Source organism: Rhodocytophaga rosea (genome assembly GCF_010119975.1).
GTDB lineage: Bacteria > Bacteroidota > Bacteroidia > Cytophagales > 172606-1 > Rhodocytophaga > Rhodocytophaga rosea.
The window spans coordinates 6,761,924-6,785,645 of sequence record NZ_CP048222.1; the positions used below are offsets into that span (position 1 = coordinate 6,761,924).

Genomic DNA, 23,722 nt, shown 5'->3' on the forward strand with positions numbered 1-23,722 from the left:
CATTATAAAAGAGGCAGGTTTTTACTTTAAAATGCTTATAAGTTACTAAGTTATTAACGCTATAATTCTATTCACTTACCGGCGCTTCTTCTTGATTGCTCTGTCCAAAGTTCAGGTGTAGTGTAAAACGCAGTGTATCGGCCAGTGGGCTATTAGCTCCTTTTTGCTGGGGAATCAGATAAGCAAAATCAAACCCTAATTTCTGGTAACGGATACCTACGCCTAAGGTAAAATACTTACGGTTGCCTTTATCACGGCTTTCGCTAAAATAACCAGCCCGTGCCGAAAACAAATCATTGTACCAGTATTCTAACCCGGTAGCAATGCTAACCTCCTCCAACTCCTCACTTATACCATCTGGCGCATCACCAAAAGAACCTAAGGCTCCGCTGATAAATGTTTTATTGCTTCTGGTGCCATTAGCATTTGGCGTTGGCACCAGTAACTTATTAAAATCCAGTGCCCAGGTAATTTTGTTGTACGGATCAGCATTGAGAGTAATACCAGTACCTACTTTCAGATTGGTAGGAATGAATTCACGCTGGTCTCTGGTGGTATAAGATATTTTAGCCCCTAAATTGGAAAGATTAGCCCCAAAAGCAAAATTTACATCATTACCAGAGATATTCAGATCTTTGTTGTAATAGAGGGCAACATCGCCTGAAGCAGTATTACCTGCTTTCACCTGCCCAACCGTATTGACAAAATTGAAATTTCCGGCCAGATTAGAATGGATAAAACGCAGGGCTACAGCCAGTCCGAGGTTATTAGATAATTTACGAGAGTATGTTCCGCCAATGGCAAATTCCCTGGAATTAAAATCCCTAATAGGATTACCATTTTCGTCCGTAAATTGAATATCGCCAAGGTTAAAATAGGTAAGGTTAACACCTATTGCCTGATTATTATCTACTTTGTAATAGCCATTCAAGGTTGAAATGGACATATCATTTACCAGATTACGCAGCCAGGGCGTATAATTCACAGATAAACCAAATTTTTTATCGAGAAAAGCTAATTTGGCAGGATTCCAATAGATAGCATTGGCATCCGGTGAAATAGCAACGCCGGCATCACCTAATGCACCCGAACGGGCATCGGGAGAGATGGTAAGAAAAGAAACAGGTGTGATAATAGCCCGTCTTGTTGTGTCCTGGCCTGAAAGAGATTGTGATGACTGACCAAATACATTCGCTCCTATACAAACTGCTATCAGCAATAAAAAGGAATACTTATTTATCATGTGAATTGTAAAATTGATGTGTAAATATAGCAAAGAAATCTAAAAAGGAATTTTCATGAATACAATTGTTTGAAAGGCAGTTTTTTGATATAAAAATTATGCAACCTTTAATTGAATAATTACTACAAAAGTAATCGCCTAAAAACAAAAATCTATTGAAAAATAACTAACCGGTTAAAAAGGTGGGTTTGAGAGCCATCTGCCATAGAACGAACAGACAGCTTATAAATGTATACGCCATTGTGTATTTTGTTATCATAATCTCCTTTTCCATCCCATCTTAAATCTTTGAATTGTTCCGGGCTTGCATAAGCTATGGTATGTAGCGTTTTAATGATTTGTCCGGAAAGTGAGTAAATGTCAACAGTAATTTCTAAGTCTTCTCCAGCCCGGTTATGGTCGAACTGAAATTGAGTAAAATCACGGAATGGATTAGGTACATTGAGAACATTCCTCAGGGCTATGGCTTCACTATTTGCTACAATAAAACGAATATCCGCCTGGGAAGAATTATTGTAGGTATCCCAGGCTTTAAGCGTGAGGGTATAGGAGCCGGGAGCAAGGTTTTTAAAAGGATAATAGATCTGACCCTTTCGATAATCATCTATGGAAGCAGTATAATATTCATTCAATACAATTTCCTCAGACGTTGAGTGTAAAGTAGCTGTAATCCCGTGCCCGATCCCAGTTTGCGTAACATTAATTCCATTTTCATCAGATAACAAAGCCATCAGAGCAGTGTTAGAACCGGTAATACTTCCATCCACAAAGGTAGTGTCGTTCATAAACAAGCGAATCAATGGAGGTGTCTGGTCGGGGTTGATAAGTGGAATACTGCCACCGATCATTACTTGCTGTGAACCGTTTGCATCCTGTCCAGTTTCATTCTGGGCATACATACTGATTTTTCCGGCATCGAAACGGTAATCAATATCTTTAGGTACAACGAAGTTCAACTCAAATACACCGTTCTTTACACTAACTTTTCCTTCAAATAAAATATTCTGTTGCACCTTAAAATTCATTCTGGCGCTCCGCTCGGTTCCAAGAGTGGTAAGGGTACTCTTTTTATCGAAAACAGTGGCATAGAGCAGGCCATTAAACTCACTTTGTAATTGCCCTGAAAAACGGTCTTGTAGATATCCTTCAATGGAAACTTTACTTAATGCTTTTAAGGTATCTGCTCCGGCACTTATATCCTTCTTATTAATCTTACTGATGCTGATGTTTTGTTCAGGATAAGCCAATCGCATGGATGGATCGCCAAGCAATGCAAAATTCCGGTTGATGCTGCCGCTGAGACTATTGTTTTTTGTATGTTTCATCACATCTCCCAGCCTTGGCATTTGTCCATTCTGAGGTTCAAAAACGGCTGAATAGAAAGCTGTATTGAGGGCATAGTTTGTGTTAGAAAACACTGGCCTGGTTGTGGTAATCAATCCGATTGCACCACCTTTGGCATGTAATAATGCATATTCAGCCCCTGATGTACGTACAGGATCATCATAACGGCCAAATTCGCACGTTGCAGTTACCATCAAAGGTAAGTATATATTATTCCATTCATTTATTTGCGGAATACTCAGAATCTGTTCCTGCGACCAGCCAATTTCTCCGCCATGCCCGGTATAATTCAATATGAAGCTGCCTTTGTCTATGGCTTTATCAATAGCTTTTTGTACTTCCGGAGCTGTTTGTCCATTGGCGTTGGACACCTGTGGATAGGCATCCATAAAAATTTTATTGATATTAAATGCAGGATATTTAGCTGCAATTTGCTCAGCCAGCCGGTCAGCATCCAGTTGATGGGTATTATTATCTCCATCGTCGGCCACAAAACTTAGCTGGTTGCGCCATTTACCCAATGTTTTAGTATCAGTAGCATATCGAATGAGTTTAGACATTACATTACTTGCCTCTTCAACAGATTTTACAGGCAACCTGCCTACAGCAATATCCATGATATGGTCTCCTTGCGTATTTTCTGTCCATTCACCCTCATTGTCATCCATAAATCCGTAATAATCATCCGAAGAGTAGCTAAAAATAGGGTGAAGCGATTCCCGTGATTCATAAATAGGAACAAAATTCGTATGGGGTGAAATCCGGTTTTTATAATCGTATGAGGCATCACCTACTAACAATACATATTGCAAAGATTGATTCCTTGTATATAAATACCTGATAAAATCCCTGATGGCACTTACATCCTGCCTGCCAGATGAAAACTCATTATAAATCTCATCAAGGGTTGCTACTTCCGTTTGCAAGCCATCATGACTTTTCCGGAAATCTGCCAGCTTGATTGCCTGTTCTTTAAAAATGCCAGGTGTGATAATTAAGAATTGTGGAGTAGAAAGGGCATGTAAATTCTGGTTAGCTATCCGTTGTACAGAAACCGGATTGTCGAACGAAGTACCAGAAAATAGTATATATTCTTTCAACGAACCGGCATTAGTTCCGGCTTTTGCTCCAAATACTGCCGTAGAACCTGTTAAAGCATAGATTTGGTTTGCCGGAATCTGCGGATTGGTAATATCCCATATATTCAACTGACTAGTGGCATCTTTAATAATATAATTCACCTCTTCATATTCCATACTCTCCAAAGCCATGAAAGTTGTTTGGTCAGCATATGCTTTTAATTCCCGTTTTACTTGTAATCCGGCAAAATTCAAATAACCAGCAGCATCTGTTAAGCCTTTTTTATCATACGTATAAGTCAGTTTCAGATTATCGGTGGCGGGTGCTAACACAGTAAATGTATTGGTTCGGTTAACACCTTTTACATCGTATGTACCTGAAGACACGCCTGGCAAAGAATGCGAACCTGCTTCCTGTCCATTGAGGGCAAGCGAAAATTGAGTGCTACCCGAAGCCTGTGCCATTACAGCAGAAGTAATTTTGATTTCTGAGCCTGCTACTAAACCGGTTACCGGAAAATCAATATGCTGCGTAACGGTAAAATCAAATTTTTCACCATACCACTCTCTTCCCGACTGAATCTGGTTGGTTAATTCTTTTTCATGGAATAGGTAGTCATCAAATGAGGTAATGGTGTGCACAGCATTGCTTTCACTTTCTTGTTCCTCGATTCGTAAACCTGGGGTATCGCTAACGGTTAAGAAGTAAAAAGTAGTATCGCTGTATAGATTGGTTTGATGCCTGAATATTTTTTGGGTGGTATCGTAATACACAGCATGAGGACTTTGCGCATAAAAAAGTATATAATCCGCATTGTCAAACCTGCCATCTGCTTCTCCTTCTACAAATATTGCATTTTCCGGAAGGTCGGCAGGCCGGGACATATGATTGGCTTGTGGAAGCATTCCGCCTCCATACCCATATAAGTGGATATTTTGTGGATTTAAAGCGGCGGTATTTATCCCGGCTTTTTGCAGGAAAGAAAGATCTATTTTATAAATACCAGCTTTGCTTACAGCTATTTTATACCATTCTCCACTGGCCAGTACAGAATTTTGCGCAAGCAGGGAAACTGGCAGCAAACTAAGAATCAGACCAATCAGCAAACGGAAAGAGGGCATTGGGCAAGAAGAGTAAACAAGAATAGATACAATTTACAAAATTAAGTACTTTGTACACTAGCTCTACTATTTATAACGCCTAAAGGCTTGTAACAAATATAGGCTTTTTGTCTGTTGTCTTATTCCTATCGCCTGTTATGGCTAACGTGTATTCTCTTTCTCGTTACAGAATTTCATCCGCCCTGCCATTATCGTCCTGAAGGAAAATAGTTGCCCCGATATTAATTTTCCGGAAATAAAAATATGTTTACCAAGACTTAGAAAAGCTTTTATCGCTTTTAGAAGTACATTTCCGCTACATAGAAACTGTTTTATCACAAATAGAAAAACTTATATCGAACATAGAAATCGTTTTCCCGCACATAGAAAACTATTTCACATCCTTAGAAATACTTTTAGCGGACTTAGAAATCGTTTTGCTGCAAATAGAAGCTAGTTTGTCGCACTTCGAAATACTTTTGTCGTATATAGAAATTGTTTTGCCGAACTTAGAAACAGATTTGTCGGACATAGAAATTATTTTATCAGACTCAGAAGTAGTTATATCGTCCTTAGAAATATTTTTGTCAGCCATAGAAGCCATTCTCACGGACTTAGTGATGATTATATCAGTCTTGGAAATATTCATTATACCTTTAGCTCTGAAATCTACCTATTCAAAATGGATTAAGGCCGATATAGAAAGAATTAGGACAGAGTAAGTGAATTATGAATGGCTTATAAAACAAAAAGCCACTGACAAATCAGTGGCTTTTTGTTAATATATTATGAAGGATTACATACCAAAGGCATAGTAATATTTCTCAGAATCGCCAGGATAGACACCTTCCAGCATTACACCTCCGTCTGTATCTTCAAGCGCTTTTACCAATTCTTCTACCGTACGTACCGGAGTCCGGTTTACTTTGGTAATAATAAAACCTTCTTTAATATCAGTTTGAGAACGCAACTTACCAGAGTATAACTCATTGATTTGCACACCACCTGAGATGTTCAGTTTTTTAGCTTCTTCTGAAGAAACACTGTTCATGTCCGCACCCAGTTCTCTGAGGGTTTCACTATTATTGGCTTTCACCAATTCTGTTTTACCGGCTGAATTTTTTAGTAATACATTAATGTTTTTTTCTTTGCCATCTCTGTTTACCAATACCTGTACTTTGCTTCCAGGTTTAAAAGAACTAATAGTTTCCTGCAACTGAGCTACAGAGTTAACAGATCGTTCATTTACTTTCAGAATTACGTCTCCTTTTTCCAGACCGGCAGATTTAGCAGAACCACCTTCAACGAGGCTTTCAATATACACTCCATGTGTAACATCTGCTCCTGTTTCTTTAGCCAGTTTGCTGTCCATATCACGGATATATACACCTAAAGAAGCTCTTTGTACTTTACCAAATTCAATTAAATCTTCTACTACACGGCTTACAATGCTGGTAGGAACAGCAAATGAATATCCGGCAAACGTACCTGTTTCAGAAAAAATCGCTGTATTGATACCAACAAGTTCACCATTGAGGTTTACCAGCGCACCACCACTGTTACCAGGGTTTACTGCCGCATCCGTTTGAATAAACGACTCTACAGAACCTTCTTTCTGGATGATACGGTTTCTACCTTTGGCACTCACAATACCAGCTGTAACGGTAGATGACAAGTTAAACGGATTACCTACCGCCAATACCCACTGGCCCACTTTAATATCGTCGGAATTAGCTAAAGGAAGCTTAGGCAAACCCTTTGCATCGATCTGAATCAGTGCAATATCAGTAGATGGATCAGCACCAATCACTTTGGCTTTATAAGAACGTTTATCGTATAAAGTTACTTCCAGTTCGCTGGAGCCTTCAATTACGTGGTTATTGGTTACAATGTATCCGTTGTCGCTGATTATTACACCAGAACCACTCGCTTGTCCATATCTGGGAGCCTCTTCTAAACCGCCAAACTGGTCTCCGAAAAATTCTCTGAGTTGTGGCGGAATAGATTGTGCCCTTCCTGAACTATTGCTTTTCATTGTAGATTTAATGTGTACTACTGCCGGCGTTACTTTCTCTGCGGCATATGAAAAGTCTACTTGTAATGTTCCATCCGGGTTTTTGGCTAAATTTGAGGCCATCCGGCTATATGTTACCGGTGCCTTCTCGATAACTACCTTGTTCTCGTTATCATCTTTAAACGCCTGGCTTGCTCCAAAAGTAATAGCGCCACCCAGAACAGCTGCTAAAACGGTTTTTCCAAAATCTCTCATGCTTTTATGAATCAAAATGAATGTTTAAAATTTAATTATTTTGAGTATTCTGTGTTTTTCATAACGTGATGTTTAATTCTATAGTATCACTTACTTCTGCCACTCTATAATTAGCATACGTAATGGATAAAATATGTTACAGAATGCTGATAATAAAGAAAATATTATGCCAGAAAGCAAGTAAATACTGCTTATTTAACACTTTTTAACACAGTTATGTTCTATAGAATTACACAATTAATGCCGTCGTTACCACTCATCCTGCGTATTGGCATTTTGTGTTATTTTTATTCCTTTGGTATAAAAATTATGTTTCCTGGGTATATTTGTTACCGAAGTAAAGGCTATGATAGTTAGATACATTCAATTATATTTATATGTATGAAAACAATTGTAAAGAAAGAATTTGCCAGCTGGTTTGTCATCTTATCTGTCATCTTTACCATTTACCTGACAGGATTGCAAACAGAAGTACTTGGCCGCGTACAACAAATGGTGCTGGCTACCGGCCTCATTAAGCCTGAACTAAAAAATGATGTAGCTAGTGATAGTAATGCAGCGTATGTTATAAGTCAAGCGGAGGCTGGACATGATTTTCCTTTGCTTACCTTAGATGGAAAATCTGCTAACTTAAAAGAGTTTAAAGGCAAGGTTATATTTATAAATTTATGGGCTACCTGGTGTCCGCCTTGCATCGCGGAGATGCCTAATATTCATAAATTGTATGAAAGAACATCAACTGAAGATGTTGCTTTTGTAATGCTTTCTTTAGATGAAGATTTTGAGAAAGCCAGAAAGTTTGTGAAGAGAAAAGAATACACTTTTCCTGTATATGGCGTAAAAGAAAGCTTACCTATAGAATTTGAAACAACTATAATTCCGACTACTTATGTGATTGACCGGAATGGAAAAATAGTGCTCCGCAAGGAAGGAATGGCTAAATATGATACCGATGAATTCCGAACTTTTCTGGATAAGCTCATTAAGTCAAAAGCTCAGTGATGATATTAGACCATCCTTTATTTTGTTTCCTACCATGGTCTGATCAGCTTCGAATTAAGATTATCTTCTGTCGTTTTTACTTACCGACGGCCTGCTATAGTAGGAAGATATGTGTGATATCTTTTTCGCAAGTAAGATCAATGAAATAAAATTTAAAAATTAATAGATGGAGTATCATTTTTTTCGTTGAATAAAGTGAAGAAATAATCCGGATTTTTTTATTGATACTCTAATATTATTTTCCTAATTTGGAAGTGCTTAATAACAAAAAGTTGAAATTTTAAGTATAAAATATATTCTCTTTCAGTTGAATTTGCGTAGTATGATGTACATTTCAATCACCTTAATGCCATGACTGTCAAATACCTGTTTCTTTGGATATTGAGCTTTGCTACCGTAACCTGGATATTAATAAAGGCCCTCCGCAAAAGTTATTTTCCGCCTAATAATGATGATGATGGCGGCACTCCGGTAGATATAAACCTGCCTGTTTATGATCCTCCCAGTGGCAATGGACTAGACGATTTATTGGTAGACAGACCACCTAAAAATCTGGGCGATTCGCCAACCCGGCCTATTCCCCAACGTATGCGGTGAATGTATAACTTTAAAAAATCCGCCCGGTTTATATACCGGGCGGATTTTTTATTGACTATTTGCAAACAAGAAAGTTTCCAGAAAAATACTTTATTTTTTGCCTCTGGTTGCTTTTGCGATCTCTGACCACATCTGCTGCGGAATCATATCCAGCATAGAGAACTCTCCGGCTCCATACAGCCACTCACCGCCATCAATAGTTACTACTTCTCCGTTTACGAACGATGAAAAATCAGAAATCAGGTAAGCGGCAAGGTTGGCTAGTTCCTGATGTTCACCCACCCTTTTCAGCGGTATTCTTTCTGCCGGGTCAAGTTTCCGGGCTACTTCAGGTGATAAAGCATCTGCAGGAAATAAACGTTTCCAGGCACCTTCTGTTGGAAAAGGACCGGGGGCAATGGCATTAGAGCGGATACCATATTTACCCCATTCAGCGGCCAGCGAACGGGTTAAAGCCAGAACTCCCGCTTTAGCACACGCAGAAGGCACCACGTATCCGGAGCCAGTCCAGGCATAGGTGGTAACAATGTTAAGAAAAGCCCCTTTTTGTTTTTTTGCAATCCAGTCTTTTCCGAATGCCAATGTAAAATTGTAAGAACCCCGTAATACGATATCTATCACTGTATCAAATGCTTTGGCTGATAAATTTTCTGTTGGGCTGATAAAATTTCCTGCAGCATTATTAACCAGTACATCTGCTTTGCCAAATTGTTCAATGGTAGTAGCCAGTACTTGCTCTACCTCCGCATAATTCCGCACATCGCAGGCTAAGGGTAATACTTTGCCACCAGTTTCGGCCTCTAATTCCTGGGCTGTTTGTGTAAGTACATCCAGTTTCCGGCTGGCAATTACTACACTTGCTCCTAATTGCAAGAAGTATTTACTCATTGATCTTCCCAGACCAGTTCCTCCACCGGTCACTACAATGACTTTGCCCTGCAGGGAATTCTCACGTAACATAGGTTCGTTGTACATAGATTCTTTTTTCTGATTAATGTACAAAACTATCTCTTTAAAAGTAAAAAGTTTATCTCCACTTTTTAAGTTTTACTTCGAATTATAATAGATAAATGAATATCTTTGAAAGCCTTTTTATTAAACTAAAGATGGCTTTACTGGAAGGATAGGGTGTTTATAAGCCATTCCTGCACAGATTTATTGTTAAATTTATTAATTGCTGGTATGACGAGTTTACAGATTGACAGCCAACAGGAGGCTTACCTGGCCATTTTGTACGCACTTGTCTCGGTGGATGAACAAGTAACAGTAGAAGAGACTGACAAGCTGATACATGTATTACTAAAAGATCCATTATTTAAGGACACGGATCTGATGGCAGTTTATAAGAAAGTACAGTTAATTAATCAGTCGATCCGGTATGACGGATACAAACTTATTGAGATGGCCGCGCCTAAAATCAGTAAAGAACTTCGTTCGTCACTTTTCAAACAAGCTGTTGAAATGTTGCAAGCCGACGGTATAGTATTTAGAGTGGAAAAAGAGCTATTGCAGCATTTGCGTAATCATTTATTTAAAGATTAGAGCAACTTTGTTTATTGTTCCGCTATATTTCTGATTTGCAATTACACACGGCCGGAATGCTTAATTGAAAATGTATTTGCTGTAAGTTATATTAAGAGAACTCTATTATAATTATTACGAATACAAACTGGTATTTGTGCCTGTTTACACTTATTTTTTGGCCCTATGCAAACCGAACTCTTAAAACAACAAGTACTTAAAGTCCATCCTGATGATAATGTTATAGTAGCGCTTACCGATCTTTCTGCTGGCGAGACTATTACTTACGGAGGAGAAACATATGTGCTTACTGATAATATTCCACAAAAACACAAATTTACCACAACTGATCTTCAACCAGGAGAACCGGTTATTATGTATGGCGTACTGGTTGGAAAAGCTTTAAAGCCCATCCCGCAAGGCGGATTGATTTCTACACAAAATCTGAAACATGCAGCTTCGTCATATTCAGGAAAAAATAAGGAATATACCTGGACTGCTCCGGATATTAATAAGTGGAAAACACGTACATTCAATGGATTTCATCGCTCCGATGGCAGGGTTGGTACGGCCAATTACTGGCTTTTTATACCCACAGTTTTTTGTGAGAACCGCAATCTGGAATTTATAAAAGATGCACTCAATAAGGAACTTGGGTATGGAAAAACAGAAAAATATAAAAACTATACCAGGCAACTCGTACAGTTGTACCAACAAGGTATAACACCCGATGCAATGCTGGACACAGACCTAGAAATAAATGAAGAACATTTCAATACCAGACGTCTTTTCCCGAATGTAGATGGTATTAAATTCTTAACCCATCAGGGAGGTTGTGGAGGTACCCGTCAAGATTCAGCCGTACTGAGTGCCTTGCTTACCGCCTATATAGACCATCCGAATGTGGCAGGAGCAACCGTATTGAGTTTAGGTTGCCAGCATTTACAATTAGATGATTTCCGGCAGGAAATTTTAAAGCGTAATCCAGGTTTTGATAAGCCTTTGTTTATGTTTGAACAGCAAAAAAGCCAGTCGGAAGAAACTATGATTGCAGATGCTATTAAACAGACTTTTATTGGCTTAATAGGAGCTAATAAACAGCAGCGTAAACCAGCCTCCTTGGATAAACTGGTGATTGGAGTAAAATGTGGCGGATCTGACGGATTTTCAGGAATTTCAGCTAACCCGGCTGTAGGCTATGCGGCTGATTTACTGGTGGGTTTGAATGGTTCAGTATTATTGGCTGAATTCCCAGAATTATGCGGCGTAGAACAGGAACTCGCTGACCGCTGTATTAATGCAGAAGTAGCCGCCAAATTTGTCCACCTGATGAAATCCTACTCTGCCCAGGCAGAAGCGGTTGGTTCTGGCTTTGATGCCAACCCATCTCCTGGCAATATCCGCGACGGACTTATAACTGATGCTATTAAATCGGCTGGCGCTGCAAAAAAAGGAGGGACAGCGCCCATAGTGGATGTGCTCGACTATACAGAACCCGTAAGAAAGCCAGGCTTGAGTTTAGTGTGTACCCCAGGAAATGATGTGGAAGCAACTACGGGAAAAGCTGGTTCCGGTGCTACACTCATATTATTTACCACCGGGTTAGGCACTCCAACCGGTAATCCTGTTTGTCCAGTCATAAAATTGTCTACCAATACAAGTCTTGCAAAACGAATGGCTGATATTATAGATATTGATACAGGAGATATTATTACCGGCCAGGCCACAATTGAAAGGAAGGGCGAAGAAATTCTGGAATATTGTATCCGGGCAGCCAGCGGAGAAGTTATACCCAAATCAGTACAATTAGGTCAGGATGATTTTATTCCCTGGAAAAGAGGCGTTTCTTTGTAAAAAAATCCTTACTAAATAGAAAAAATCTCAATTATTATCTTATTTACATGTATAATATAATTTTTTTGCATATACCTAAAACAGCCGGTACTACTTTTAAACAAATTATTCAAAGAAATTATGCCCGAAATGTGAGATTTGGGTTGGATGGTGAAGAAAAATATATGACAGGTCAAAAATTTCGCAATTTGTCATATGAAGAAAGAAATAATATTAAATTATTAGGAGGACATATAAATTTTGGAATGCATAATTCTTTCAATGATAAGAATAATGTTAAATATATAACTTTTTTGAGGGATCCTATTCAAAGAGAAATATCTTACTATAATTATGTACTAAGAATAAAACAGCATGTACACCACAGAGAAGTGATTGAAAAAAAAATGACTTTAGAAGATTACATCACTAGCGATATGCATAAAATGCTATTGAATTCACAGACTAAACAAATTGTTGGTATGCAAGGTGGACTTCAATCCGAGTCTGTAATTTTTAGTGGCAATATTTTGGAGTTAGCAAAAAATAATATTAATGAGCATTTTATATTTTCAGGAATTACTGAACAATTTGACAAAGGTATAATACTCTTATATAAAATTTTGAACTGGAAATTTCCATTGTATTATAGATCTCTAAACATTGCCCCTAACAATTTAAAGTATTCAAAAATATCAGATAAGACTATGCAGTTGATTGCTGACCAAAATCAGTTAGATATTCAATTATATGAATATGTGAAAAATGCTTTTATTAAAGAGATTGAACATAATAAAGATTATATAAACAGACATATGCACTTATTGAAAATGTTTAATTATTTGTATAATTTTTATAATAAAATTCATAAAAATTAATTATTGAGTAAATCAAATGCAAGATTTTGTGAGCATATTTAACCTGTCAGGAAAAACAGCTGTAGTTACCGGAGGTGGTAGTGGTATAGGTAAAGCCATTGCAATTTTATTTGCCAAACAAGGAGCTGACGTTGCCATTATAGAATTAAATCAAGCCAATGCAGAAGCAACCGTGAGCCAGATTACATCAATGGGCGGAAAGGCTACCAGTTATGCCTGCGATGTTTCCAGGCAAACTGATGTTCAATCCGTATTTGAGGCGATATTTACCAAAACTGGTAACCTCCATATTTTAGTAAATAGTGCCGGAATTTCCCATATAGGAAACCTTGAAAAAACGACTGAATCTGATTTTGACAGAATTTTTACAGTAAATGTAAAAGGCGTGTATAACTGTTTGCTGGCTGGCGTAGAAAATATGAAAAAGAGTGGAGGAGGGGTAATACTCAATCTAGCTTCCGTAGCCGGTACATTAGGGATTCCTGACCGTTTTGCCTATTCTATGAGCAAAGGAGCCGTACTTTCGATGACACTATCAGTAGCCAGAGATTATATAAACCAGAATATTCGCTGTAATTGCATCTCACCTGGACGAGTACACACTCCTTTTGTCGATGATTTTTTGAAAAAGAATTATCCAGGACAAGAACAGGAAATGTTTGATAAACTCTCTAAAACTCAGCCTATTGGTAGAATGGGTACACCAGATGAAATGGCTGCCTTAGCCTTATATTTGTGTTCAGATGAAGCAGGATTTGTGACTGGCAGCGATTATAATATTGACGGTGGATTTGTCAGGTTAAAGTAGTATTGTTCCAATCTATTATTAAAAGTTTACAACATTTAAAGTATACACTCTTAATTTATGTCAGTTAAAAACCTAAAAACCATATCTATTAAAGGCAAACAATATGTAGAAGTGAAAGAGCGCATTTTGTTTTTGTCGAGCCAGGATGAATTTGACTACTCTATTACGACAGATTATCAGTATTATGCAGAACGGAAGATGTGGGTAGTGCGTGCCAAATTAATTTTGTATAAGGATGGTAAAAAATTCGTGTATACAGGACTGGCCCAGGAAGTTGAATCTGAAGACTACAGGCAGGTAAATCATACTTCAGCGCTTGAAAATGCAGAAACTTCTGCAGTAGGTCGTGCTTGTGCGATGGCAGGCATTGGCGTAATTGATAGTATGGCAAGTGCCGATGAAATGCAAAAAGCCTCTAACCGTACAGCTTCAGCAACCAATACACAAACTGCGGCGGCTCCGGTCCCTGTTGCAGCACCTGCACCTGAAGATGAGCGCCCCTGGCTTTCTGACAGACAATGCGAACAAGCAGTAGAAAAGATTAAGTCTGGAAATAAAGATATTTATCAGAAAACATTAGAAGTTTTTAAAGTAAATAAAAAACATAGAGAAGCTCTTGAGGTTGCGTTAAAAAGCGTAGCCTAAAAGGTCTAGCCATCAGCCTATTTAATATAAATATAGCTTTATTGTTAGTATGAAGCTAAGAGGCAGCTTTTTTATATTCAATTTTCACTCTGGCTACCCCTTGCTTGATCATTCCCAATTTTTTTGCTGCTCCCCTGGATAGGTCAATAATGCGTCCTTTTGCAAAAGGACCCCGGTCGTTGATTCGTACTGTTACACTTAGGTTATTAGTAAGATTGGTAACTTTTACCTGCGTACCAAAAGGCAATGTCTTATGAGCGGCTGTTAATCTGGATTTTCTATAAATCTCTCCACTGGCCGTTTTGTTGCCATTGAATTTATTACTGTAAAATGAAGCTATTCCTGTTTGAGAGCTAAGTTTACTCGTGCTGACAGATTTACAAGAGAAGGATATTATAATTAAACATACGCAAATGAATGAAATATTTTGGGAAAGTTTCATATGGCAATAAACGGAAACTGTTTATCAAAACTTACGGAAGCCAGCTCTATAAGATATAATTTGATTAATGTGAATATTATAAATGCAATTCCTAATATTTCAAAATTTTTATTGGTATTATTTGCTTATGCAATATAATTTTCGCTATAATTGAATCCTGTGGCTTTATATTTATTTGAATTTGCAAGCATTCAAGTTTTGGAATTCAATATAATAGAAAACCCGCAATTCCTTAGGAATTGCGGGTTTATTTAAGCCCTTCTCTTCATACTTTACTAAAAAGGCATCTGCAGAGATGCTTTTTTTATAACTAAATACTATCAAAAATTGTTTATATACTTTTACCAAAGTTCCATAGTTTATATAGATTATTTAAAATAAGATAATAGATATAAATTGGCATATGCAATATTAGGCATTTACGTAATAAAGGTTCAGGTGTATAAAAGTGTGTCTGTCTCTATGAAGCATATTTATTTTTATCCAAATTTGCCAAACTCTTGTCTATCATAATTTTAATCTTATAACCAATAGTAGAATGAAGCTTAAGTTTATTATAATTCTGGGTGTAAGTATTATCCCGTATAATTTTTTGTTTGCAAATATTTATAGTGAAAGCAAACATACAAATATTCATTACCAATCAGATACGCCTAGTGATACAACCAAAAAAGCTCCGGCTAACTGGTTTAATCTGGACCGTTCTGAAGATAAAATTCAGGGTGTAAGTACTGAAAAGGCTTATGAAGAGATTTTAAAAAATAAACCTTCCAAAACAGTAATAGTAGGAGTGATCGATAGTGGCGTGGATGTAGAACATGAAGACTTGCAAGGCCATGTATGGATGAATCCTGATGAAAAGGCTGGTAATGGGGTAGATGATGATCGCAACGGGTATGTAGATGATATACATGGATGGAATTTTATTGGTGGAAAAGATGGCAGGAATGTAGAGTATGATACCTATGAACTCACCAGGGAATATGCCAGATTGAAACCTAAATATTCAGATGCTTCTAAAAAAATCCGTAAAAAAGATAAAGCTAATTATGAATATTATTTAAAGATTCAATCTATCTATGAAAGTAAAGTGACAGAGTTAAAAGAGCAGTATGATGAATTTAAAAAGATTAAAGAAGCATATACTGCTGTCTCTTCAATTCTAAAAAATCACTTGAAAAAAGATACAATAACTGTGGATGACCTGCAGACTATTTCTGCACAGGATAAAATGCTGCAGGATGCCAGAAATTTTATGCAATATGCGCTCGAAAATGACATCGAATCATATTTGAAAGAAGGAGGTGATTATTTTACTGAAGCCTTGGAATATGGATACAATTTAGAATTTGACCCCAGAAATATCGTTGGAGATAATTACAATGATATCAACGAGAAATATTATGGAAATAATGATGTAACTGGGCCCGATGCGAGACATGGTACACACGTAGCAGGTATTATTGCCGCCAACCGCAATAATACATTAGGAATTAAAGGGGTTGCTGATAATGTGCAAATAATGGCAATCAGGGCTGTACCTAATGGTGACGAACGTGATAAAGATATTGCAAATGCAATTTATTATGCTGTGGATAATGGTGCGCAGGTTATTAATATGAGTTTTGGTAAGTCCTATTCTCCTCATAAAGAGGCTGTGGATGCTGCCATTCAATATGCATTATCTAAAGGAGTATTATTGATACATGCTGCCGGAAATGATGCCAAGAACACTGATATTGAGAGTAATTTTCCTAACAAAAAATTCTCTAATAAAAATGTAGAAGCCAGTAACTGGATTGAGGTAGGCGCTTCTTCCTGGGGTGGACCAACGAATTTTGTAGGTACATTTACTAATTATGGAAAAAAATCAGTGGATGTGTTTGCTCCTGGTGTTGATGTCTATTCAACAACTCCAAAGCAAGGCTATGAAAATTTAAGCGGTACAAGTATGGCTGCTCCGGTTACTGCTGGTGTAGCCGCTCTGCTTATGTCATATTATCCAAATCTATCTGCAGATCAGATTAGAAATATAATAATTAAATCTACTGTAAAGTTTGAAGATCTGAGTGTTAACAAACCAGGCTCATCCAAACAAGGTAAACCCGAGAATGTGAAATTTAATGACTTATCAGTCACTGGTGGAATTGTAAATGCATATGAAGCTATAAAAATGGCAGAAGCCATTACCAATGAAAAGTAAAACTTGACTATATTCCGATAAATAAAAAGGGCGCCAAGAATAGCGCCCTTTTTATTTATCGGAATATATATCATGAATACAAACTTATTTCAAGCAAATAAATTAACAGGTTTGGATTTATTTATAACCGGAGTTCCTTTTTCGTAGCGGTGTATTAGTTTATCAGGGATAAAAGCTAGATCAGATGCTCTCATAAAATCTCCGAGTAAAGTACCGGTACAATAATTATCAATATTCGGTGCTCCATTCTGTGTAACTACATCATCAATATGAACCGTTCTGAAGTCAATACTCCATCTGGTTTTGCCGGAAGTATTAGGAACAGTAGAGTGCATCTGAGCGCCTGAAAATAAAATAATACCTCCTACTTTACAAATGACACGTATTTGTTGGCTGGTGTCTATAGATTCTAGGGGCTCTGGCCGTTTACGGGTATCCTTTAATTTTAATGATGCTATTCTCCGACCCTCTGCATACCACTCATGGCAACTGTATCCAACAGAGCTATTCTTTATTGGATTATCCCAATAATTAGGATGAAATGCCAGGCAATTTTCAGGCTCAATATCAAAAATAGGTATCCACCAGTTAAGTTGACTAAGAGGCGCCGAAAACCAGGTATCTCTATGAGCCTGAAAAGAATAGGCCAATCCTGTTGTTAAATATTGATCACTTGTTGAAGTGCGCATGCGTGGCAAGTCAAAATATGTTTTATTTAAATCGCAACCCAATTCTTTCAATATATTTTGTACTAAGTGCCTTGAATGCGGATGGTTAATAAATTTAGGCTTTAGCTCTGATAGAATCTCTGTGTATTTTTCGGTTGGAATATGATATTGTGCAACGGTTGGATTTACATTTCCAAAATGGTCATAGATCAATTCTCGTGCAAATTCGCATAAAGCCAATGCACTTTTACTGGGAGAATATATAAATAATTGCCCATTATATAATAATTGCCGTCTGGCATTATCCTCCATCGCGGAATCGAAGTAGAGTGTATTCATAGCACGATATTTACTTGAAAATATCAAAAGCGATTTAGGTTATCTAAAAGGTCGATTTACATTAAGTCAACCTTAAATACTATACTGTATTATAATAAAATTGTTATATATAAATACTGAATTTGGTTAATATAAAAATTGTATAAATTATATAAACCAATTACTAAATAAAGACAAAAGGATGATTCAAAAGATTAAAAATCAATTAAATATTTAATTGATTATAAAAAAAAGAAGATATTAGTGTCGTAAATAATATTCAAATCATTACTTAAATTATTAACAGTATTCAAGTTTATAAACTAAAAAATATTAATTAATAAAATTATTTTTTAAGATGATGGCTTTCAAAATAAGCCTGCAAGTTTATAATTGGCACAATGGCTGTGACATATTTTTTAGAACATACTAAGACATTACATATGTTTTTATTATGCACTTCTGGAAAATACGTACAATTGTATAATTTGTTGTGAATTTTATAGCTTATTAAATTTATCTAAATATCAGAATATATTAATAGTGAATAATTACATCTTTTATAAGTTTATCGGCTGCAAAGAGATCTCCAGTATATGAAACAGTTTCTTACAAAAGTTAGAGGAAAAACGTTGAACGTTTTAAGAAAAGTAATTTATTACAATCATAAATATAAGCCTAAGGGTTCATTCGTTTCAACAAAAGAATATGTACAGGCACATAAAGATTCTGGTGTAAAATATTATGAAATATTTCCCGATCAGGTAACTACGCTTGAGATCCCAACTGATTTGCTCCCTATATTATCTCCTTGGAGTGTTTATGATACTTTTGATCCTACACGTGAGAGAACTCTTTATGTAATAACTAATTATGTGGTTTCGGTAGTGCCTAAAGGTAGGCTTTATTCGAATAACATTGATATGGTAGCTGTGATTACTCAGGATAACTTTTTACTGGCTGATGTTTCCTTTCAATATCATATGCATAGGAAGGCAAGGCCACAGGAAAATAAAGTATTTAAGCAGAATTATTTCATTGCTCCTAAAAAATATAAAGGTGTAGTATTTAATATGCTCGCTGGAGGGGGCCCAATTATCAATTATGGGCACTGGTTAATAGATGTTGTACCAAGAATTCATTTATTAAAAAAATCAGGATGGTTTGATAAAGTAGACTGGTTTGTTGTACCAAATTATAGGATTGACTTTCAAAAAGATACTTTAAGGCTTTTGGGAGTAAGTGCTGATAAAATAATTATAGGTACCGATCAATTACATATTGAGGCAGATACTCTGATTTCTTCTACAGCTCCAAGAGGAGATCGTAGCTATTTGATGCCAGATTGGGTAGTTGACTTTCATAGAAAAGCTTATATCAACCCCAATATTGATGAAAAGAAATATCCATCTATGATTTATATTACGAGGAGAGATGGTAAAGCCCGTAAAGTCCTGAATGAACCTGAATTAATTACTACATTGGAAAGCTATGGATGCAAATGTTTAGAACTGAGGTCTTATTCATTCGTGGAAAAAGTAAACTTATTTAATGCTGCTAAAGTGATCATTTCGGTAACGGGGGCAGGCTTGGCTAATGTAATGTATTGTAATAAAAGTGCAAAAGTGATAGAGATTTTTCCAGATGTTCTTATTCATACTTTTAATTATAATCTAGCAGAGGTTGTTGGCTTAGATTTTTACTTCATGGTTTGCAAAGCTGAAACCGGAGCAAAAAATCTTACGGAGGCAAATGATGCGAATATCACAGTGGATATAGTAGCATTAAAAAAACTAATGGATGAAGAAATATTTAAAAAGGTAGACTTGTATTAGAGATAAAGAGGGTCATTTTAATATACTTCCTAATGATGTATAGAATTTAATTGCTAGTGGCATATTTAATACGATAGATCAACCACAAAGTATTGCATATAAATTATAATTTTATTAAGGAAATAAATGTATTTTTTTGGGTAATTATTAAAACATTCTAAGAGTTTAAAATTGATATTATATAATTTGTAACTCACTCTTATGTTATTTTTGTTAGATAAACTAAATAGCTTTATATATTATAACACAATCTCTTATCTTTATTCCTGGTATTTGATAAATAGTTTTTCTAAATACTACTAATTGTGTGGTTGTTCATTAATATTAATTTTTGTTAAAATTATAATAATTCCGGGTTACATATACCTATCACAAAGTATGTATGAATAATACACATGTAAGTTTTAATGAGTATAATAAAGTTTAAAAAATTAATAAGTTTAAACGAAATATAGTAGAGAACTAATTATAAACTTGCAATTTCAGTTAGATATAAGGTGAGTTTTCATCTAAGTAATTTTATACTTAGAATTTTACCTTGAGCGATTAAATAATAACCTATCGGTTTTTTATAACATTGAAAGTGGTCTTTACCCAGTAAATTGTTTTTAATTGTACTATTCATAATATTTACTTAATTATTTTATAACTAATATTTTACTAATCAAGTATGAAATGTCGCTTTTGTGAACATCAATTAGAGCATACCTTCGTAGATCTGGTAAGTAGCCCTCCAGCTAATTCTTTCTTGACTCAACAGAACCTATTAGAGCCGGAAATGTATTTCCCTTTAAGATTATTTACCTGTGATAATTGCTTTCTTGTCCAAATTGATGAATACAAAAAAGCACAAGAAATTTTTAGCAGTGATTATGTTTACTTTTCTTCCTATTCTAAAAGCTGGCTGGCTCATGCGAAAAAATATACTGAGCATATGATCAGTCGTTTTGGGTTCAATGAGCAATCTTTTATTATGGAAATAGCCTCTAATGATGGTTATTTACTACAATATTTTAAGGAGAAACATATTCCGGTTTTAGGTATTGAGCCTACCTTAAATACAGCAGAGGTTGCCCGGTTAAAAGGAATTCTTACTATTTCTGATTATTTTGGAGAAAGTCTTGCAAATAAATTATTGATTGAAAATATGACAGCTGACCTATTAATTGGAAATAATGTGTTAGCGCATGTACCTGATATCAATGATTTTGTAGCGGGATTGAAAATTGTATTGAAAGAGCAAGGAATTATCACTATGGAATTTCCGCATCTGCTAAAGTTGATTGAGCATGTTGAATTCGATACTATTTATCATGAGCATTTTTCATATTTATCCTTCAATACTGTAAGTAAAATCTTTGCATCTCATGGCCTAGAAATGTTTGATGTACAGGAGATTACTACACATGGAGGCTCTTTACGCATCTTTGCCAAACATTTTGAAGATAAGAGTAAGAGTATTAGTCCTTCGGTTGAATTGTTGTTAAATAAGGAGAAAGAGGCTGGTATCACAACTTCTGCCTATTACGATGACTTCCAGCAAAAAGTAGATATGATTAAATATAATTTTTTAGATTTTGTTCTTCTCCAAAGAAAAAACAATAAAAAGGTAATTGCTTATGGAGCTGCAGCAAAAGGCAATACTTTTTTAAACTATTGCGGTATAAAAGGTGATGATCTGATTCAATTTGTAGTAGATGCTTCTCCTTATAAACAAAATAAATTTTTACCTGGCAGCCATTTACCTGTGTATTCTGAAGAAAGAATTAAAGAATATAAGCCTGACTACATAATTATACTCGCCTGGAATTTGAAAGATGAAATTATGGAGCAATTAAGCTATATTAGGGAATGGAATGGAAAATTTGTGATGTGTATACCTCAAATGAAAATACTATAATTTTATTTACCTAATTTCTGAGTCTATATCCTATGAAAAAAATTCCTATCTATCAACCCTCTGTTACCGAACTGGAAATATCATATGCAGTAGATGCTGTAAAAAATGGATGGGGGGAAAATTGTTATGCTTATATCAAACGTTTTGAAAAAGATTTTGCTGCCTATACCGGCTCGTCCTACTCTTTAGCAACTTCCTCTTGTACAGGCGCAATTCATTTGGCTTTAGCTGCAATGGGTGTTAAGGCTGGCGATGAAGTAATCATGGGTGATATAAATTGGATAGCTTCTGCAGCGCCAATTACGTATTTGGGAGCTAAACCAGTATTTGTCGATGTATTAGAAGATAGCTGGTGTATCGATCCATCAAAAATAGAAGCAGCCATTACTGAGAAAACTAAAGTAATTCTTGCAGTAGATTTATATGGCAACTTAGCTGAAATGGATCAAATTGTAGCCATTGCAAAAAAACATAATTTGTATGTGCTTGAAGATGCTGCTGAAGCATTAGGTTCAGTATTCAGAGGCAAAAAGGCAGGTAGTTGGGGTGATATAGGTGTGTTTTCTTTTCATGGAGCTAAAATTATGACTACAGGTGAAGGTGGTATGCTTGTTACGGATAATGCAGCTTTAATGGAAAGAGTAAGAATATTATCTGACCATGGTAGAGATCCTAAAGTAAATAGAACTTTCTGGATGGCAGAATTAGGTTATAAATATAAGATGTCCAACCTGCAAGCGGCCATGGGCTGTGCACAGCTTGAAAGAGTAGATGAATTAGTTAATAAGCGGCGGGATATTTTTAATTGGTATACTGAATACTTAGCTGATCTGCCCGGAATTGTTCTGAATCCTGAGCCATCCTACACTATCAATTGCTACTGGATGCCTACTATTGTTTTTGACAAAGCCCTTAATATAGAGGCACATGAGGTAATTAATTATTTGAAAGAACAGAATATAGATAGCAGACCATTCTTTTATCCCCTTTCTTCTTTACCAATGTTTGAAAAAGCAGAAGAAAATAAGGTGTCCTATAATCTTTATAAGAGGGCTCTTAATTTACCAAGCAACTTCAGTTTAACCCGTGAAGATATTAAGCAGGTGTGTCAGGCAATAAGGACGTATGTTAATAAAGTATTAGTTCCAGTAAATTAACTTTAAACGACTAACAACAAATTTTATACTCAATATAATGGAAACAACTGTAATAACTAAACAACTAAACCCTACTGGTATCTTTGATGATTCAAAGTATGCAAAGCTTGCCTTAGATAATAGAGAAAAATATCAAACAGCTAATCCTTTTCCCCATATTGCTTTAGATAATTTTATTGATGAGCCATTAGCCAAAGCGTTGGCTGCTGAAATTCCAAAGCCTGGTGATATCAGCTGGGTTGCTACTGATAATGCTGGAAATAGAAGAAGATATCAGCATGATGAGCGGAAATTTACTCCTCTTGTCAGAATGATGCTCCGTGAGATGAATTCTCGCCAGTTTTTACTCTTTTTAGAAACCCTTACAGGTATAGAAAATCTTATACCGGATCCTTATTTTATTGGTGGAGGGGTACATTCTTCTGGAACAGGCGATTTCCTAAATGTACATGCAGATTTTAACTGGCATCATAAACTTCATGCCCATAGGAGAATTAATGCACTTCTATATTTAAATGAGAACTGGCAGGAGTCTTGGCATGGGGGGCTTGAATTCTGGAATACAGAAATGACACAGGCTGTTAAAACATATTCGCCTATTATTAATAGATTAATTGTATTTAACACCACACAGAACTCTAATCATGGTGTTCCTACGCCATTAGCATGCCCTGAAGATGTTCGTCGTATTACTTTAAATTTATATTATTATACTACAAAGCGGGAGGATGAATTAGCTGACCCCCATTTTACAAAGTATAAAACTATCAATTCTCCTTTTGCAATGGGGCTTGGGGAAGACTATCGTAAATCAGGTGAAGAATAAAAATGTAATTCTTTCTGCTTATCAGGTAATGTAAAACTCCCTGATAAGTAGAG

18 protein-coding genes are annotated in these 23,722 nt (G+C 36.1%); 12 read left to right on the forward strand and 6 right to left on the reverse strand.

Translation table 11 applies throughout. The features are described 5' to 3' along the window. Positions 1–67 precede the first annotated feature (67 nt). The 3 genes from porV to GXP67_RS27935 all read right to left on the reverse strand — a co-directional run bounded on the left by porV (position 68) and on the right by GXP67_RS27935 (position 7,036). Positions 68–1,243, reverse strand: coding sequence for a type IX secretion system outer membrane channel protein PorV (gene porV / locus GXP67_RS27925; protein ID WP_162446173.1), 1,176 nt, complete (start codon positions 1,241–1,243; stop codon positions 68–70). A gap of 152 nt (positions 1,244–1,395) precedes the next feature. Next, on the reverse strand, positions 1,396–4,788 hold the full coding sequence (porU, locus tag GXP67_RS27930) for a type IX secretion system sortase PorU (protein ID WP_162446174.1): 3,393 nt from the start codon (positions 4,786–4,788) through the stop codon (positions 1,396–1,398). 775 nt (positions 4,789–5,563) lie between these two features. Next, positions 5,564–7,036 carry a Do family serine endopeptidase gene (locus tag GXP67_RS27935; protein ID WP_162446175.1) on the reverse strand — a complete coding sequence of 491 codons (1,473 nt, stop codon included), beginning with the start codon at positions 7,034–7,036 and terminating at the stop codon, positions 5,564–5,566. Positions 7,037–7,417: 381 nt separating this feature from the next. On the opposite strand from GXP67_RS27935, the gene GXP67_RS27940 reads away from it, so the two are divergent. Both GXP67_RS27940 and GXP67_RS27945 read left to right on the forward strand, forming a co-directional pair. Further along, the gene (locus GXP67_RS27940; RefSeq protein WP_162446176.1) at positions 7,418–8,038 is read left to right on the forward strand and encodes a TlpA family protein disulfide reductase; all 621 of its coding nucleotides are present in this window, start codon (positions 7,418–7,420) and stop codon (positions 8,036–8,038) included. A gap of 351 nt (positions 8,039–8,389) precedes the next feature. Beyond that, positions 8,390–8,635, forward strand: coding sequence for a hypothetical protein (locus tag GXP67_RS27945; RefSeq protein ID WP_162446177.1), 246 nt, complete (start codon positions 8,390–8,392; stop codon positions 8,633–8,635). Positions 8,636–8,725: 90 nt separating this feature from the next. Here the strand turns inward: GXP67_RS27945 and GXP67_RS27950 are convergent, their stop codons facing one another. Next, on the reverse strand, positions 8,726–9,610 hold the full coding sequence (locus tag GXP67_RS27950) for an SDR family oxidoreductase (RefSeq protein WP_162446178.1): 885 nt from the start codon (positions 9,608–9,610) through the stop codon (positions 8,726–8,728). Positions 9,611–9,817: 207 nt separating this feature from the next. On the opposite strand from GXP67_RS27950, the gene GXP67_RS27955 reads away from it, so the two are divergent. The 5 genes from GXP67_RS27955 (at position 9,818) to GXP67_RS27975 (ending at position 14,320) form a co-directional block, all read left to right on the forward strand. Further along, positions 9,818–10,177, forward strand: coding sequence for a TerB family tellurite resistance protein (locus GXP67_RS27955; RefSeq protein ID WP_162446179.1), 360 nt, complete (start codon positions 9,818–9,820; stop codon positions 10,175–10,177). A 165-nt stretch (positions 10,178–10,342) separates the two neighbouring features. Then, complete coding sequence (locus GXP67_RS27960) at positions 10,343–12,010, forward strand: UxaA family hydrolase (RefSeq protein ID WP_162446180.1); 1,668 nt, start codon at positions 10,343–10,345, stop codon at positions 12,008–12,010. Positions 12,011–12,057: 47 nt separating this feature from the next. Then, complete coding sequence (locus tag GXP67_RS27965; RefSeq protein ID WP_162446181.1) at positions 12,058–12,867, forward strand: sulfotransferase family 2 domain-containing protein; 810 nt, start codon at positions 12,058–12,060, stop codon at positions 12,865–12,867. Positions 12,868–12,901: 34 nt separating this feature from the next. Continuing rightward, on the forward strand, positions 12,902–13,675 hold the full coding sequence (locus GXP67_RS27970) for an SDR family NAD(P)-dependent oxidoreductase (protein WP_162448083.1): 774 nt from the start codon (positions 12,902–12,904) through the stop codon (positions 13,673–13,675). A gap of 57 nt (positions 13,676–13,732) precedes the next feature. Then, positions 13,733–14,320, forward strand: coding sequence for a hypothetical protein (locus tag GXP67_RS27975; protein ID WP_162446182.1), 588 nt, complete (start codon positions 13,733–13,735; stop codon positions 14,318–14,320). 55 nt (positions 14,321–14,375) lie between these two features. On the opposite strand, the gene GXP67_RS27980 is transcribed toward GXP67_RS27975, so the two are convergent. Further along, positions 14,376–14,762, reverse strand: a complete 387-nt coding sequence (locus GXP67_RS27980; protein ID WP_162446183.1) for a septal ring lytic transglycosylase RlpA family protein — start codon at positions 14,760–14,762, stop codon at positions 14,376–14,378. A gap of 538 nt (positions 14,763–15,300) precedes the next feature. Between GXP67_RS27980 and GXP67_RS27985 the strand changes: the two genes are divergently transcribed. Beyond that, positions 15,301–16,965: a S8 family peptidase gene (locus GXP67_RS27985; protein WP_162446184.1), complete on the forward strand. Its 1,665-nt coding sequence runs from the start codon at positions 15,301–15,303 to the stop codon at positions 16,963–16,965. An 89-nt stretch (positions 16,966–17,054) separates the two neighbouring features. On the opposite strand, the gene GXP67_RS27990 is transcribed toward GXP67_RS27985, so the two are convergent. Further along, on the reverse strand, positions 17,055–17,972 hold the full coding sequence (locus GXP67_RS27990) for a phytanoyl-CoA dioxygenase family protein (RefSeq protein WP_162446185.1): 918 nt from the start codon (positions 17,970–17,972) through the stop codon (positions 17,055–17,057). Between the two features lie 575 nt (positions 17,973–18,547). Between GXP67_RS27990 and GXP67_RS27995 the strand changes: the two genes are divergently transcribed. The 4 genes from GXP67_RS27995 to GXP67_RS28010 all read left to right on the forward strand — a co-directional run bounded on the left by GXP67_RS27995 (position 18,548) and on the right by GXP67_RS28010 (position 23,669). Further along, positions 18,548–19,786: a glycosyltransferase family 61 protein gene (locus GXP67_RS27995; RefSeq protein ID WP_162446186.1), complete on the forward strand. Its 1,239-nt coding sequence runs from the start codon at positions 18,548–18,550 to the stop codon at positions 19,784–19,786. A gap of 670 nt (positions 19,787–20,456) precedes the next feature. Further along, a complete protein-coding gene (locus GXP67_RS28000; protein WP_162446187.1) occupies positions 20,457–21,686 on the forward strand; it encodes a class I SAM-dependent methyltransferase in 1,230 nt (409 codons plus the stop codon). Between the two features lie 32 nt (positions 21,687–21,718). After that, positions 21,719–22,843 (forward strand): DegT/DnrJ/EryC1/StrS family aminotransferase, encoded by a 1,125-nt coding sequence (locus tag GXP67_RS28005; RefSeq protein WP_162446188.1) that lies wholly within the window; start codon positions 21,719–21,721, stop codon positions 22,841–22,843. Positions 22,844–22,880: 37 nt separating this feature from the next. Then, positions 22,881–23,669, forward strand: coding sequence for a 2OG-Fe(II) oxygenase (locus GXP67_RS28010; protein WP_162446189.1), 789 nt, complete (start codon positions 22,881–22,883; stop codon positions 23,667–23,669). Positions 23,670–23,722 lie beyond the last annotated feature (53 nt).

Coding starts and splice junctions, on each gene's coding strand:
- GXP67_RS27940 (WP_162446176.1), top strand. CDS start 7,418: ATGAAAACAATTGTAAAGAAAGAATTTGCCAGCTGGTTTGTCATCTTA.
- GXP67_RS27980 (WP_162446183.1), bottom strand. CDS start 14,762: ATGAAACTTTCCCAAAATATTTCATTCATTTGCGTATGTTTAATTATA.
- GXP67_RS27975 (WP_162446182.1), top strand. CDS start 13,733: ATGTCAGTTAAAAACCTAAAAACCATATCTATTAAAGGCAAACAATAT.
- porU (WP_162446174.1), bottom strand. CDS start 4,788: ATGCCCTCTTTCCGTTTGCTGATTGGTCTGATTCTTAGTTTGCTGCCA.
- GXP67_RS28010 (WP_162446189.1), top strand. CDS start 22,881: ATGGAAACAACTGTAATAACTAAACAACTAAACCCTACTGGTATCTTT.
- GXP67_RS27950 (WP_162446178.1), bottom strand. CDS start 9,610: ATGTACAACGAACCTATGTTACGTGAGAATTCCCTGCAGGGCAAAGTC.
- GXP67_RS28005 (WP_162446188.1), top strand. CDS start 21,719: ATGAAAAAAATTCCTATCTATCAACCCTCTGTTACCGAACTGGAAATA.
- GXP67_RS27960 (WP_162446180.1), top strand. CDS start 10,343: ATGCAAACCGAACTCTTAAAACAACAAGTACTTAAAGTCCATCCTGAT.
- porV (WP_162446173.1), bottom strand. CDS start 1,243: ATGATAAATAAGTATTCCTTTTTATTGCTGATAGCAGTTTGTATAGGA.
- GXP67_RS27935 (WP_162446175.1), bottom strand. CDS start 7,036: ATGAGAGATTTTGGAAAAACCGTTTTAGCAGCTGTTCTGGGTGGCGCT.
- GXP67_RS27985 (WP_162446184.1), top strand. CDS start 15,301: ATGAAGCTTAAGTTTATTATAATTCTGGGTGTAAGTATTATCCCGTAT.
- GXP67_RS27955 (WP_162446179.1), top strand. CDS start 9,818: ATGACGAGTTTACAGATTGACAGCCAACAGGAGGCTTACCTGGCCATT.
- GXP67_RS27945 (WP_162446177.1), top strand. CDS start 8,390: ATGACTGTCAAATACCTGTTTCTTTGGATATTGAGCTTTGCTACCGTA.
- GXP67_RS28000 (WP_162446187.1), top strand. CDS start 20,457: ATGAAATGTCGCTTTTGTGAACATCAATTAGAGCATACCTTCGTAGAT.
- GXP67_RS27990 (WP_162446185.1), bottom strand. CDS start 17,972: ATGAATACACTCTACTTCGATTCCGCGATGGAGGATAATGCCAGACGG.
- GXP67_RS27965 (WP_162446181.1), top strand. CDS start 12,058: ATGTATAATATAATTTTTTTGCATATACCTAAAACAGCCGGTACTACT.
- GXP67_RS27995 (WP_162446186.1), top strand. CDS start 18,548: ATGAAACAGTTTCTTACAAAAGTTAGAGGAAAAACGTTGAACGTTTTA.